The sequence below is a fragment of the Bacillus cereus group sp. RP32 genome, from assembly GCF_040459735.1.
GTDB classification, from domain to species: Bacteria; Bacillota; Bacilli; order Bacillales; family Bacillaceae_G; genus Bacillus_A; species Bacillus_A wiedmannii.
The window spans coordinates 45,940-61,236 of the sequence record NZ_JARVHO010000002.1 but is presented as its reverse complement, the minus strand read 5'-3'; the positions used below and the strand labels follow the sequence as shown (position 1 = coordinate 61,236).

Sequence of the window (15,297 nt, the reverse complement as noted above, 5' to 3'; positions counted from 1 at the left end):
CCCTCATATTATCAAATATTCTGAAGATAAAAACTGTCGTTTGTTTTTGAAAAATAATTCTCTTGAAGATCCACTTTCTGTCCAGCAGGCAAAAAGCTTACTTCCTCATCCAACTGCATGTCAACATTAAATCCCAAATCCCCCCATAGCATTTTACCAAATGTAGGCATGATTGGGCTAGAAAATAATGCTAAAATTTTTGCAGTATATAATTCTAGTGCAATAGCAGTATTTCTTCTTTGTTGATTATTCTTTAATACCGTTAAAAATTCTTCTCCTGCCGAGAATTTTTTAGCAATTCTGACTAGTTCATTTAATAATCTAACTACCTTTTGCGGTGAAAATGTATTTGGTTCATATGCATTCATAATTTCATTCATAATTCGATTTACATGTTGATAATACATTAAATAGTTACCTGATAGTGTCTCTAATTCTGGAACACCATTTGAAGACTCAGCTTCTAACTTGCATTTTAAATCATGTAACCATGATTCCCATTCTTGGTTTAAGTTCGTATCTACAATATGATTAAATTCTTCCATAGTGAAGTTTGTTTCAACTGTTTCCGGTCTACTATAAGATAAATAATACCTTACAACATCATGTGAAGCATTTTCTAATAATTCTTTGCCCCATACAGCATGTCCCCTACTTGTTGAAAACTTAAGACCCTCTAGTTGATAAAATTCATTTGTTATCATTGTTTTAGGAAGAGTTATATCTTCACTATATGCTAGCCAAATAGCTGGGAAAAGCACTGAATGGAAATAGCCATTATCATATCCAAAGAAATTAATGATAGTCGTATCTTGATTATTCCAAAAATCCCTTAACGTATACGAAAGGTTTTTATCCTGAATTAATTCGTTTGTCGCAGATAAATATCCAGGTGCCATTTCAAACCATACATATATAGTTTGATTTTCATATCCTTCTACCGGAACTGGAATTCCCCAATCAGATACATGTGAAATAGGAATATCAGGAAAATCTTCATCTAGCATTCTCTCACATAATGCCGTTAGATGTGGCCCTATTTTTAATTCTTTGTAGTACTGTTTTAATTGTGTTTTATAATTACTTAATGGGAAAAATAGTTGTTTAATTTTAGATTTCTCTGGTTCGCTACCACAACATTTACAAGTTGGGTTTAATAAATCTATACACAAATTAGGTCTACCACATTTTTCACAAGCGTTGCCATCTGATAATTCATCACAATGTGGACAATTACCTCTCACATAAGCTTCATAAAGGTGCTTATCGCATTGCTTACAGAATAGAATGTCGACTTCTTTTTCTACTAATTTACCTTCATTCCACAGTTTTTCAAAAAACTCTTTGACAAACTCAATGTGGAATGTTGAAAAATGAGGTTTTACAAAAATATCCGGATTAATTTCTGCTAGTCTTAATGTTTTTTCAATTTCATTAGCAAAATGATCTGCCGTTTCTCTAGGAGATTTTTCTAATTGTCCCGCCTTAAACGGCACATAGCTTTGATGATCATCCGCCCCACTCATATAAAAGACTTCGTTTCCTTTAAGTTTTAAATATCTAGTTAAAATGTCAGCTCCTGTATATGGACCAGATAGGTGCCCTACATGTAAATCACCATTAGGTGTTGGTGGTGTGGCCGTTATTAAATATTTCTTTTTACCTGAATCTAACTTCTTGCTATTTTTTTTACTAAAAGCATTTTCCCACCATATGGTGAAGAATATCAAATTTTCATCTGATGTATTTTTCAAACTATGTTCTTCAAATGGTGGAATAAAGATGGCGTCCCCTTGCGTAACAGGTTCTTCTTTTTTACCCACTTTAACTATTCCTTCACCCTTAAAGATAATAAAAGTTTCAACTTCATGATGTCCATGAATTTTAGAAATTTCTCCAGGTTCTATGATTCCCCACATTGCACCAAATGGTGAATCATATAATTTATTAGAATGCGGAAATAATCGTTGACACATAATATCATATTCATTTGTAAAAATCTGTGGATTTATCTTTTCAATATGCATCTTTAGACCCCCTATATTATGAAACCACGTTTTTAGTTTTTTCTTCTGTTAATGAATTATTTTCTTGTACGGTTTTTAAAATTTCATTTGATCGAATAGATAAATTAGATAATAAAGTGTCACTCAGTCCATGAGTGCTTTCATTTACACCCTGTAAATAAATACCAGGTTTAAATTTATCCGTTGTTTCTAAACGATAATTTCGGGAAACTTCAATATTATCTGAAATGTACGAGTTAAGATTTTTTAATAAAGGATGGTTCTTTTTACTTTCGTACCCAGTAGCAAGAATTACAGCATCAGCTTCAATAACAACTTCTGTATGTTTAACTATGTCTTTGTAATAAACAACCGCTTTATCAGATAGTGTTTTTATCTCCGTTAATTCTAAAAATGGCTTTATTCTAAAACGATCTTCTCCATGAAATTTTTGGTTATATAAAGCTTTATTAATTTGGCTTATTAAACTTCCATCCGCAGCTGCATAATTAGTATCACTGTGGTGTTTTAATAAAGCATCTCGATTTTTTTCTGGTAAAGAATAAATAAAGTCAATCATATTAGCGTCAAATATACGATTAACAAGCTTACTTTCATTTACAGCTTTATATGAGAAAGGTCTCATCGTTGCCGTAATATCTGATTTCGGATAATTATTGATTAGATGGAAAAATAATTCAGCTGAACTTTGTCCCGAACCTACAACTAAAAACTTATGAGCGTCATTTTGTTTAAAGTTATTAATTTTGTTTTTAAATTGACTTGAATGAAATACTCTACTATTATTCAATTCAATGTTTATTGGCGTTCTTGGTGTTCCACCTGTAGCCAAAACAATATTTTTAGTAATATAGCTCTCTAATTGATTAGTCTTTGTATTTTGCACAATAACTTCTAATAATTCGACAGAATCTTCAGATATAATAGGGTCTACTGAAATTACTGTTCGACTATAATAAACGTGTTCTTCTAATTGAGATGCAACCCAAGACATATAATCATTGTATTCAAGTCGTGACGGATAAAACTCTGAGAGATTAATAAAATCGCTTAGTCTTTCATTTTCATGTAGATAATTTAAAAAGGAGAATTTACTTTTAGGATTTTTTAGAGTTACAAGGTCTTTCAAAAATGAAATTTGAATATTTGTATTATCTAAAAGCATCCCTGGATGCCATTGATAGTGCGTTTTTTCTTCTAGAAAAATTCTTTCCATTGAATTATTTTCTTCTTCAATAGCAGTTGCTAAAGCCAGGTTCGCTGGCCCAAATCCAATTCCAATAACATCATATATTTTATTATTCATTTGACTCGTCCTTTTCGTTTTTTTAAATTCTCGTATATAATTTTATTTTTTATAGTTTTTTTATAGTTTTAAAAATAATTTCAGAAAAAAATTATTTAGACATAGCAACTTTCTTACTTAAAAGTTCAGTGATAAGTCCAATTGTTGTGTTGACAGTAATATTATCCTTGTCTAATATAGGGTTTATTTCCGTGAACTCTGCAGCTACTAGGTTTGTATTATTTCTTAGCATATCAATTGCCTCTTTTGTATCATCTAAACTTAAACCATGTGGAACTGCTAATCCTCCTCCAGGAGCAAATTCAGGATCTAAAGCATCTAAATCAAATGTTAGATGAACTGCATCTGTATTATTATTGAGAATCTTAATTGCCTTTTCCATAATACTTTTTATTCCTTGTTTTCTCACATCTTCTGCTGTAAAAATTGTTACTCCTAAATTTTTGAGAAACTCTTCTTCCCCCGGGTCTAAATCACGAATTCCTATTTGTACGATATTCTTTGGATCAATTTTAGTTTCTTTCTCTAGAAAATCTTTAAATTTTTCGTTACCGTATCCTAAGAGAATTGCTAAAGACATCCCATGAATATTACCAGAAATCGATGTTTCAAATGTATTTGCATCCCCATGAGCATCAAACCAGATTACTCCCAATCGTGGTATTTTTCTAAGAATTCCAGTTACAGTCCCAATTGCAATACTATGATCTCCACCTAAAACTAATGGGAAATGCCCTTTTCCCAATTCATTCTCAACTGTCGAAGCAATATTTTTACATATATCAATTACTTCATTTGAAAACTCTTGTTTGACAATTCCATAATTTTTATTATTGGTTGAAGGAAGAGAAATGTCTCCTAGATCAACAAAATCAATTCCGATTTCAGTTAATTGCTTCGACATACCGCCATATCTTATAACATATGGTCCAAGGTCAACCCCTCCTATACTAGCTCCGAAGTAAGTAGGTGCTCCCAAAATAGATACTTTTTTATTCATAATATTTTCCACTCCATTTCAATAAGAATATATATAGGATTACTTGGTTTTAAATTGATACTATTAAATAATTTATCGATAAATCTAGCGGTTATATTCCTCATTTAAAACAAGGAATATAACAACCAGATTTACTTAAGTTTTTATGCATGAACCGGAATTTCTAATTCTATATCTAATTGATTATCTAATACTCTAGCTCTTTGGCGCAATTTTTCTACATCAGATTTATCATTATATGGTGCTCTTAATGAAAGTAAGCCCGTTATATCAAATCCTTTTGGAGCATGATATACTTCAGCTCCTACTTTTGCTACAGGATAGTAAGCCTTATACTCTGGCTGTTCAGCAACAATTCCCAATTCATTTTTCTTTATAATTCCAGATCTATATACAAATTTAATACAAGTACAAGATTTTGGTGTTGTAGATCTAGTTAAGAAGAATTCCATAATATCCCCTTTACAATCTAATAAACCAAGAATATTAACGGCTACTAAATCAATTCCATGCACATCACGTATATTACGATAAACATGCCCGCCACTGATTCTAGTACTAAATTCTACAACTTTAAAATTCCCTTGCGTATCTCGGCGTAGTTCTACATTAAATAAACTGTTTTCAATAGCTAATTTTCCACATATTTCTTTAGCAATATTAACAACTATGTCTTCATCTACACCAACATACGGTAAAGTGTATTCATCTTCCTCGAAATATGGACCCATCATTTTATTTTTATTGTGAATTCCACCAAGGTAAAATTCTCCATTTAAAACGACTCCATCAACTGTAATTTCTTCTCCAGTCAGAAATTCTTCTACTAATGCCACACATTGTTGTGTTTGATTAAAATAGAATCCTTTATTTGTTTTAGAAAGATTAATAATTTTTTCTAATGAATTATTCAATTCTTCTAAACTGTTAACTAAATATACAGATTCACTGCTAGCAGCCATAGTAGGCTTAATGATTACAGGGAAAGGAATATTTTCTATTTCTTTCTCTGCATCCTCTATAGAATTAACTTTTGCAAATTTAGGACTAGCAATAGAATTCTTTAACATAAATTCTCTCTGCTTTGATTTATCTCGAGATGTCGTAGCAGCTTCAACAGATAACGCTTTATTGCCAAAGCGTTCATTAATTTTAGCAGTTAATACAATATCAGTTTCTTGCCAAGTTACAAAAAAGTTAATTCCTATATCTTTTCCTTTTGTAAAAATATAATTTTCAGCATCTATTTCAGAAGCCTCTTCAAGTACAATTACTTCTTTAAAGCGCGCATCCATTGTTTTACTTGGTACACTCGTAAACAAGTAAAGTTCATCAGATATTCTTCCTGCTGTTTCAATATGATCACCATGAATGCTATAACCTTTTCTCATGATGATTCCAATTTTTTTATTTTTCATATGTAATCTCCTTTTCTTCTCTGTATATCTTGATAACACGTTGTAATCGTATACTAAAACTTTTGATTGTTCAATAGATTAGAAATATTTAGAAATATTTTTCCGTAAATATATTTTTATGTAAAAAAAACCCAAAAAACCTCAAATTGAAAGACATGCAACTAGATATTTTTACTTGAAAAAACTAACAAGAATTCATTAAAAACGCCGTAAAGTTTACCTTTTTTAAACATAAATTTCCTGTTTTTAACATTTTTGTTTTTTTCTATTGATTCTTATTTATTGAAAAAGTTTATTTTTCTTTAATGGAATAACATACCTGCCTATAATTAGTTGTTGTCCAATTTAAACAAACTTGATAAAAAGACTTTTATTTTCACCTTTCTTATTATGCAATTATCGTTGTAATTTAAAATCTTTTTCGCAAGAGTATTCAGCAGGTGCAAAGAAAACAAGTACCGTGAGATCTTCTTCAATAGTATGAAATCTATGTTCCATGTTAGCCTTTACATAAATAATAGAACCAGATTCAACAAAAATATTTTCACTCTCTACTTCAAGTTGTGCTCTGCCATTGATAATATAATATACTTCATCTTCTGTATGTGGTTGTTGGATATCTAAAGATCCTGCTTTCAATTCATAAATTCCCATACTTAGATCCGTTTCATGCAAAAATTCATAATAATTTTTGTCTATATTTCTTTTTTCTCTTAAAATCTGTGTAAGTTGATAATTTTTCATTTGTTATCCTCCTAATGTTATAAAATTCTTGAATCAATTAACTTAGTTAACTTAATAAAAGGAATATATCAGGTATAAACTAAATTCCTTTACATGTGTCTAAAGAATTAATTAAAGATATATAAACTGCCAGCATAACAAAAAGAGATAGAAATAGTCCTATCTCTTTTCTACATAAGGGCCATGCTTACAGATTATCCTTTCATTTCAAATTTAATTTTAATAGGAGAAATCTTAATATTCAATCTCTAAAATATTTTCTCAATATGTATAATTTAATCTTTAATTTATACTATAGTTAACTCTATTTTTAACACATTAGCCAAATATATAGTGTTTTTTCACTCTTATGAAGGATATTAATTCAAGGATCATACCGAGATGAATTCATTACCAGTATTATCAATAAGTTCTTGAATGAACTATCTATTTTTCCTTATATAAAATACTTCTTATCAGATATCGCGCTTTGTATAACAAAGTACTAGATAATATCTTCTTGTTTTACTTTACCTTTAACCTTTTATTATGATCCGTAAAATAAAGAAGCTATGTATGTAATAATGACATACCTAACAATCTTAATTATAAGCAGTCTTGTGAACTATAAACATCAAAGAGGAAGCTATATGCATAGTAGTATTATTATAAATACCCTGGAACAAGGGGATTCATTCGGTTTTGTTAAGATTAATTCGATGGCTATTAAAAATAAAAATTAACCAAAGTAAATACTACCGATTGTTGGGTAGTTCATATAACCATTCCGTAAAATCTATAAAAAATGAAAGGAGATAAATACATATGAAAAAAATGAATTTCATTAGATCACTTATACTTATAATCACAGTTATAGCTCTTGGAGCATGCAAAGATGCAAAACTCAACAATTCACTAGATTGGGATGTACAGAAGTTCTCATTTACAGATCAAAATGGGAAGCAATTTGGATCAGCTGAGTTACAAGATAAAATTTGGGTAGCTGATTTCTTCTTTACAAGTTGCCAAACAGTTTGTCCACCTATGACAGCCAATATGGCAAAACTCCAGAGAATGTTAAATACGGACGGGATTAAAGATGTAGAATTTGTATCATTTAGTGTTGATCCTGAAGTAGACACACCAGAAAAAATAACAGAATTTATGAAGACCTATGCAATGGATGGAAGTAGGACTCATTTCCTCACGGGATATAAAAGAGCAGATATTGAAAAGTTTGCTAAAGAAAACTTCCAATCACTTGTAACTAAGCCAGAAAATGATACACAAGTTATACATGGCACAAGTTTTTATCTGATTAACAAAAATGGAAAAGTTCTAAAAAAATATTCAGGTGTCGAAAATACTCCTTATGACGAAATTATTCAAGACATTAAAAAAATTAGATAATAAAATTCTATTAAGTCAATAGTTTGAGGAAAGTGAAAGTTTACTTTCATTTTTTAAAAATAATTACAACAAAACTTGTAATTACTTTCTCAATATATATACTATTGTTGATTATGGTTTTAATATTAAGAATCAGCAAAAATCTAAGCAAAATAAAAATATAATGGTTATCCTTTTTGTTTACTCCTTGTGCTAAAGATAAGATCGTATTCGCCGATTTTATTTTTTTACTTTGTATGCTTTTGATACAAAAATGAATCCTTATATAATAAGAATTCTGTAACTGGAACTAAAAATTTTTAATAATTTAGGAGATCATTTGTTTGTAGACCACTTGCTTCCTACTATGAACCATCGACAGTAAATTTATCTGTTGAAACAATCTGCCCACGTTAGGGAACCCTACTTTTTAAAAATATAGTAGAAAAGATGGATATGATGATTAGTCTAGTTACTACGTACATGAGGATTGAATCTGGATCTACGGAAGAATTAAAAGAACTTCAGAAAGAAATTATCCATGCTCAAGCATATATCCAAAAACGAAAATTTGAAGAAACACAGAGATAAAATCCTGTGTTTTTATTTGGACGTCTATGAAACCAATTTGTTATAAATCAAATTAGATGTAATTTAGTCATTGTTTTGGCATAATCCATACAATTTGTTGAATTCGTACAATATACGGTACCGTATCTTCAATGAGCAAATGATCTGGTTTAACATCTTTTAACTTTCCTCTTACATTATCTCTTACAGTTTCAATAACCACATATTTACCAATTACTGTTTGTAATGTCTGATATACGTAGGGATTAGGTGTACTTACCATATGTTGTTCACTCAAGTCATTTTCTTCCAAATAACTCATTCTATACGACTCCTTTCTAATTTGCATTCTTTCTCCTAATATATGATATAAATCTTATAAATATGCTAGAAGGATAATTCATTATAGGAACGGAAATAACATTTTAATAAATCACAATGAGTTTGCTTTAGCTGGTGGAAATAATATACGCTCTGTATTTGATACACCTGATTTTAGACAAGCTGAAGAAAAGCTATCGACCCATCAGTTTGCTAAAGGAGAAAATACCACTACTGTGAAACCCGGTGATAGCAGTTCACTTACTCCAGGAGGCGGACTAGCTGCACATGAAGCTAGAGGTGGGCATTTACTTGAACGACATGTAGGAAAAACGGATGAAGAACTATTACAAAGAATACAAAGTGATCCTAGAATAGCAGGTGCATCTACTTTTACTGATAGGGCATCAGCTGAAAAAATAGCGGCTACCGTCTTGAATAACCCTCGTAATCAAGCACGCATTCAAAGTTGGTTAAATAGTCCAAGAGACAATAATTTAATTTTACGTTATCATGGTACTGAAATAATTGGACGAGATGTAATAAGAGGTTCTATAACAGTTGAAGATATGTCAAATGCAAAAATTGTACTTAAGAAGGATAGAAATGGAAGTTTTATTTTAACTGGATATCCATCTTGATAATAGGAGGAAGATTATGTTATTAGAAGACAATTTCGATACTCGGGAAGATGATGAGGTATTTCAATTTCTAGCAGGTACTTTTCACCAAGATACTTTCTATGAAGAAGCGCTCCAAGAATTACTAGAAGAGGTATCAAAAGAGTATTTGCAAGATGCTGTTATTTTTCTAACTGAATTTATTCAAAGCGATTATAGTAATACAGAAAAAAATGAATACATACGGTATTCTGCAGATGGAATATATTTTGATGGGTTAGAAGTAACACCATTAGAATGGCTGGAACAAACAGTTAAAACGATAAAACAAGCATTAAAAAATAATTAGTAAAAATTGACCGCCCGTAATAGGCGGTCTTTTGTTCATATTACTTCACATACACATAGGCTTCATTTGCTGTTACATAGTATGTTTTCCCTTTGCTATTGTGTACTTTAAATTGTAGGGATCCATTGACGTTTATTTTTGTATCAATTGTGAAACCTAATCCTGCATCTACAGAACCCGCAACATCCTTATCCTGCCAAGATGGAGCATCGTAGAATCGTAGATTGTTAACCTTTGAAACAACACGCTTCCCTACAATAGAAGAATCCACTGTGCTTTTCTTACTAAACTTCACATAAGATGGATCATTTTTAATCCATTGCTCACTGCCAAAATTTAACCAACCATCCTTTTCAGCCCATACAACATAAGCTTCTGGTTTGTTTAACTGACGAACCTTAGAATAGCTTGTACCAGGTCCTTTACGTAAGTTAACATTGTAACCTTCAATATACGCGATTCCGTCTGTTACAACTGTTGGAACTTCTGCTGGTTTAGATGGCTTTTCAGGTACAGAAATATCCACATTAGAATTATTGTATGCTCGTTGTACGTCTGCTCTAAATTGAGCTTCTGAAACGCCATGAGACTTTAAGTAATTAAGTGGATCTTCATGACCTGTACCACCCAGATATTTCGTCACATCGTAGTGAGTCCATAATCCTTTTTCTACTGACAATCCACGATCACGAAGGATTTTAGCCAATAACTTAACATATTTATCATAGCTGCGTTTAAATTTCTTATAATCGCTTGTTTCGCATAATTCTACATGAACAAATCGTTTATTAGCAGCAGGGCCACCGCCGTAAGCAATATACTTTGTATCCGCAATCTGATAGGAAGAAACTTGTTTAACTCCCCCTCATGGTAATCCCAAATTTAGTCTTGAAATTCTCTAAAACTCATTGTATTATATTTTCTCAGTTCCCAAGCCGAGGAAACATCATCACTTCTGAAAAGAACCCGAACTCTATCGGGTTCTTTTTGTAAAATTAAAACCATCCATTGTTTTGTTTAAATAGGTTAATCTATCAATTATATTAAATCAATTAATTCAACTATTACATATTAACGTTTAATACGTATACTATAGTAGATTGCTAGAAAGGAGGCGTAACCATGGATAGTTGCGTTGTGTTTGTAAATGGACAACCTTTTTTAGTTCTCTCAGTAGCTGGTATTGAAATTGCTAGATTGGAGATTTCTCTTCAAGTAGCATTAGCTCTTAGAGTACTTGGAATACCAATCTGCGATTAATTACCAAATCTAAAAAAGAGGGCATTAGCTCTCTTTTTTATTTCTCCTTTATCTTTCCTTAACAACAAACAAGACGCCACCCAGATTGCGGTAGCGCCTACGATAATTCCTATACACTTAATCAAAATCATATTTCCTCACATTATTTATTTCTTTGCTTCCATACCCCATTCTCTTTACGATAAGTATTCTTGCCATTCATGAAGTCAGCTGTATTACCAGGAATGCTATATTTCTTATTCTTTTTCTTAGCCTTCTTCTTCAGCCTTTTCTCTTCTTGAATAGCTTGCAGATCCGCCTTCCATTGTTTCAACAAATCCTTTTCACGCCGCATCGAATTAGTACCCCTTGGATTAAAATGTGAACCAACTAATTAGATTCTACCTATTTATATAGATATCCTTTAACCCAAATGTCCATTTTGTTCAATAAAAAAAGAACACTATAAAGTGCCCTAAGCTTCTGAGTATTAAATATACGACAATGCCCAGCCCGTTCTAATGGCGCAACATAAAAGAGCTTTATAGCGGAATATATATAGCTCTCGGAAAAGGAATAAGTTGGTTGGCATTGACTCGATATTGTATGTTTGGGAATTCCTTATGTGCAATAAAAAAAAGAGCCCTAAAAGGTGCTCGTCCGATACGATTATAAAGAATGAATACGTCGTGTTCAGTTATTAGTATATGCTTGTCTCATTCAAAGTTTTACTGGTTTAATGTGTAATTTCTATCTAACAAAGAAAAAAGCACCCGTTAAGGATGCTTTTTTTGTATTTAATCCTTCTTCTCCTTTACCACCAAAGAGAATACATTGTCCAAATTAACCATACGATCTCCAAATCTGAAGAATCTAGCTTCTCTTGCTTGTATAGAATTTTCTATAGCAGCAACTGTTACTGTCTTTTTATGCTCAATTTCAAATTCGTGTTGTTTACCATCGACTGCTTCTATACTTATTATAAATTTTTTCATTTACTTATCCCCCGCCTCTCCCAATCTATCTATTCGACAGAAAAGAAGAATATCCTACAAAACAAAAAGCCATCACCGAAAGGTGACAGCTCCTAAAGGGGAAGAGAGAAAACAAATGGCAAAGTTTCTCTTAGATCAAGGCTGAGTACTCGCAACCTTCTCCAAGCCACCGCATCATGTAATTTTTTAGCTCTTATTAGCTACGCACTTTACGTTCGGTGACTGAGAGAAGACTAAGAATAGTCCTCCCTATGAGAATTTGTCGTCCTGGTCAATACATCGGTTGTCGCTGACCTTAGCTGACAGTTGCCAAATTATAAAGGATTTATATCAAGACGTATGTGTTTCTTCCGACGCCTTGTTTGAACCAATACACTAAGGGGACGGAAGGGGAATATTTCCGCTGTATTGGCTCAAACAAAGAGTGGAACTCTTTGCCCTCGTTTTGGTCATTAATAAGAGTCGTGAATAATTACTAATGCATGAGATCACGTATACTGTTTTAGACTTTTAGAATGCAAGTGTCACTCAATCATGAGCAACCACCCCCATTCCATTTTCAAGACCGACATACTAGAGTGTAATAGACTTATATTTATTATCAACCCAGGGGACGCGTTCCGAGCTGATTGATAAATACAAATTAGAAACAGCATGACGAATGCGAGTTATCTCACACCCGCCACACTGGAATATGTCATTATTAATCATTTAAGGGAATCTTACCACCCTTATGGCGAGATTCTTACCGCCCATGCCCGCCCTCCGCGGTATACGTTAAGGTGTACTAATCCTCTTCGATATGCGGTTGTCAAAGGGCTTGTACATATAATTTACCGTTATTTTCATTTGCAAAAACTCCCCAAAAAATATGCTATTTCTCTGCTTTTTCTCTGCCATTTTCAAATGATTCCTAATGTAGTAGCGATCAGTTTAATTGCACTCTTCTTCTCATAAAAGTATGAATTTTCATCATCAATTCGTTTTGTACGAATGAATCTTTAACTGGTTTGTTGTCTAAGAACTTCATAGTGATGATGTTTCTTTCATCCGCATCTAAGATATGTTCTAAAGTCTTCTCTATTTGTTTCACCTTTAATTCGCTTACTCTTCTTGAATTTCGTATCTCTGGAAACAGACTGATTCCTTCTTGTTCCACTTCATTATTGAATCGCATCTTTAATGCACGGTATTCCTTTAAGATGCTGACTACTTCCTTTTGCACTTTCTTGTCATCGATTGCTGGTAATAAAGTTAATTGTTCCATGAAGGAATCCCCCTATTTCGAATTTTGGTTTTTACATTCACATCAGGTACGTGAAATTTTACTATCTCTTTGTTGAATAAGAGAAACATGCATAGCGAGTATCCCCACCATCCCCCTGCATAGTTCCGTTATCCATTAAGCATTTAATAATTTACGTTTCTTCTTTGCCATCTTCTCTTTTGCTACTTCAATGTTATTTGCTACCTTCTTATGGTCCTGATCAAATTGAATCATGCCGTCAAACATAACTGGAGTTACTGCTTCGTCTACATATTGTAAGTAATCCACTAGCGCTCGTTCCGTCTGTTCTACTAAGTACCCATAAATATCAAAGTCCACCCTCGGTATAGACTTCTTACCTTTTGGTTGATGCGACATCCTTACGTAAGATTGAATGACTGATAGTGGTACTGCGAATACTGACTTGTCCTTGCTAAATTCAATAAGGAAGAAGCAAATTGCTCCCATCTTCTTTGCTTTCTCCAGGTAATCTAATTGATGCTGTGCAATGTTCTTTAAATCAAATCGTGTAGGATTCTCTGTGGACTTCGCTTCAAATGCTATAGCTCGCCCTTTATACACGCCATCATAATCTACTGTACTTTTAGCTTCATAGTAACCACTTAGTACACGACCACCTTTACTTTTTAACACCTTCACAGGAGTCGGGCGCTTGTTTATAAGTGCCACTCCCCCTCTTTGATACATTTCATTCGCTAGATTGATAAGCTTTTCAAAAGCCATACCACGGTTTCCTTGTCCCATTGTTATTCCTCGCTTTCTACTTTAATTGAATATGCAATATTTCATATTTTCTTATTATAATATTCCTTTATTAATCATTATTTTCTATCACACCATTGATATTCATTGATAAATCAACATTTGTAATTTAATTCCTGATGTTTAATCTCGCTAAAATATATTGAATTTATATATCAAAATAATTGTATTGGAATTTCTTGTTCTACACATCTATACGTATTTTATGTATTATATAGCAGAAGAGTAAGGTAAGAGTTACTCTTTGCCATTTTAGGAAAGGTCCTGTTGGAGACAACGGGGCCTTTTTTCGTAAAAGGATTATTTTGTTTGAATTCTCATAAAACACTTTTTAAATTCCTCAACATTGGAAATAGCTATATAATAAAAAAGATTAAATGTCAGGAGTGCTATAAATGTCTGATATGATTAAACTCTGTATTGTAATAGCCGTTGCCTTATTTTTAATGTTTTCGATAATATCAGAGTTTAAGAAACCTCAAAAAGATATGTTTTGGTTCTCAATTGACGTAATGTTTCTCCTTGCAGCTTTTTTACTAATAAAAGACTATATCGTCAAACATTTAACGTAATCGACTGAATAAAACCCAATATTCTGTCAATAATATAGATAGGCGATGGCCAGAACTCATTTAATGAAGTCCCTAACCTTTCTCCTTTCCCCCTGTTAGAGAACCGGCCGAGCAGTTAGTTTTTGCTAGCTGCTCTTTTATTTATGAAAAAATATAAAATTCTTTATAATGATTCTTCTTTATTTCTCAATATAAAGAGTCTTGGATTTCTTTTAACAATCTTGTAGTATATGAACAAAGAGTAAGGTAAGAGTTACTCTTTGCCATTTTAGGAAAGGTCCTGTTGGAGACAACAGGTCCTTTTTACATATAGAGATAGTTTTGTTTAATTTTTCACCATTAACCGCAAAAACATCTTATAATCGTCATATACTAAATTAATTAATGGATTAGGAGTAGATTAAATGCCAGTTACACTAGAACTTATTCTTTTCATTCTTCTAGCAATTTGTGCTATTGGCTATTTAGTAAAAGAATTTCAAAAAACTAGAAAAAGAACACTTGGAATTTTCCTAGAATTCTTGGTTCTTTTCTGGTCAATATGGAGAATATCGACTATCATAATCTGATTTATAAAACATGAAATCCTTCGAATAAAAATCAATATTATGTCCATAATGTTGATAGGCTGTATGCCAAAATCCATTTAGTTTTCTCTGTATCTCCTTGTATTGAGCAGTTAGCTTTTGCTAGCTGCTCTTTGTTTGTAAAAAAGCAC

12 protein-coding genes and 3 pseudogenes are annotated in these 15,297 nt (G+C 32.1%); 4 read left to right on the top strand and 11 right to left on the bottom strand.

The genetic code is table 11. The annotated features are described in order from the left end of the window. Window positions 1–11 precede the first annotated feature (11 nt). From QCI46_RS27760 to QCI46_RS27740, 5 genes are all read right to left on the bottom strand, one after another. Complete coding sequence (locus tag QCI46_RS27760) at window positions 12–2,027, bottom strand: class I tRNA ligase family protein (RefSeq protein ID WP_353841964.1); 2,016 nt, start codon at window positions 2,025–2,027, stop codon at window positions 12–14. A 16-nt stretch (window positions 2,028–2,043) separates the two neighbouring features. Continuing rightward, entirely contained in the window at window positions 2,044–3,333 is a 1,290-nt protein-coding gene (locus tag QCI46_RS27755; protein WP_097890060.1) for a lysine N(6)-hydroxylase/L-ornithine N(5)-oxygenase family protein, read from the bottom strand. 91 nt (window positions 3,334–3,424) lie between these two features. After that, window positions 3,425–4,333, bottom strand: coding sequence for an arginase (rocF, locus tag QCI46_RS27750; RefSeq protein WP_353841963.1), 909 nt, complete (start codon window positions 4,331–4,333; stop codon window positions 3,425–3,427). A 143-nt stretch (window positions 4,334–4,476) separates the two neighbouring features. Beyond that, a complete protein-coding gene (locus QCI46_RS27745; RefSeq protein ID WP_149212462.1) occupies window positions 4,477–5,751 on the bottom strand; it encodes an ATP-grasp domain-containing protein in 1,275 nt (424 codons plus the stop codon). Window positions 5,752–6,147: 396 nt separating this feature from the next. After that, the gene (locus QCI46_RS27740; protein WP_097890057.1) at window positions 6,148–6,495 is read right to left on the bottom strand and encodes a cupin domain-containing protein; all 348 of its coding nucleotides are present in this window, start codon (window positions 6,493–6,495) and stop codon (window positions 6,148–6,150) included. A gap of 804 nt (window positions 6,496–7,299) precedes the next feature. On the opposite strand from QCI46_RS27740, the gene QCI46_RS27735 reads away from it, so the two are divergent. Next, window positions 7,300–7,884, top strand: coding sequence for an SCO family protein (locus tag QCI46_RS27735; protein WP_098155382.1), 585 nt, complete (start codon window positions 7,300–7,302; stop codon window positions 7,882–7,884). A 637-nt stretch (window positions 7,885–8,521) separates the two neighbouring features. On the opposite strand, the gene QCI46_RS27730 is transcribed toward QCI46_RS27735, so the two are convergent. Further along, entirely contained in the window at window positions 8,522–8,755 is a 234-nt protein-coding gene (locus QCI46_RS27730) for a YuzF family protein (protein WP_353841962.1), read from the bottom strand. Window positions 8,756–8,870: 115 nt separating this feature from the next. Here QCI46_RS27730 and QCI46_RS27725 point away from each other — a divergent pair. Next, a pseudogene (locus QCI46_RS27725) lies at window positions 8,871–9,395 on the top strand (RNase A-like domain-containing protein); the annotation flags it as partial. 16 nt (window positions 9,396–9,411) lie between these two features. Continuing rightward, window positions 9,412–9,723: a contact-dependent growth inhibition system immunity protein gene (locus QCI46_RS27720; protein ID WP_353841961.1), complete on the top strand. Its 312-nt coding sequence runs from the start codon at window positions 9,412–9,414 to the stop codon at window positions 9,721–9,723. Between the two features lie 40 nt (window positions 9,724–9,763). On the opposite strand, the pseudogene QCI46_RS27715 reads toward QCI46_RS27720, so the two are convergent. Beyond that, window positions 9,764–10,561: pseudogene (locus QCI46_RS27715) on the bottom strand (N-acetylmuramoyl-L-alanine amidase); the annotation flags it as partial. A 284-nt stretch (window positions 10,562–10,845) separates the two neighbouring features. Here QCI46_RS27715 and QCI46_RS27710 point away from each other — a divergent pair. Then, window positions 10,846–10,983 (top strand): DUF3956 domain-containing protein, encoded by a 138-nt coding sequence (locus tag QCI46_RS27710; RefSeq protein WP_000376554.1) that lies wholly within the window; start codon window positions 10,846–10,848, stop codon window positions 10,981–10,983. A 142-nt stretch (window positions 10,984–11,125) separates the two neighbouring features. Here QCI46_RS27710 and QCI46_RS27705 read toward each other — a convergent pair whose 3' ends face one another. From QCI46_RS27705 to QCI46_RS27690, 4 genes and pseudogenes are all read right to left on the bottom strand, one after another. Next, window positions 11,126–11,317, bottom strand: coding sequence for a hypothetical protein (locus QCI46_RS27705; protein WP_074603283.1), 192 nt, complete (start codon window positions 11,315–11,317; stop codon window positions 11,126–11,128). A 442-nt stretch (window positions 11,318–11,759) separates the two neighbouring features. Beyond that, the gene (locus tag QCI46_RS27700; RefSeq protein ID WP_016119215.1) at window positions 11,760–11,957 is read right to left on the bottom strand and encodes a hypothetical protein; all 198 of its coding nucleotides are present in this window, start codon (window positions 11,955–11,957) and stop codon (window positions 11,760–11,762) included. A gap of 902 nt (window positions 11,958–12,859) precedes the next feature. Further along, window positions 12,860–13,224: pseudogene (locus QCI46_RS27695) on the bottom strand (ArpU family phage packaging/lysis transcriptional regulator). Between the two features lie 135 nt (window positions 13,225–13,359). After that, entirely contained in the window at window positions 13,360–13,989 is a 630-nt protein-coding gene (locus QCI46_RS27690) for a Holliday junction resolvase RecU (protein WP_353841960.1), read from the bottom strand. Window positions 13,990–15,297: the final 1,308 nt, after the last annotated feature.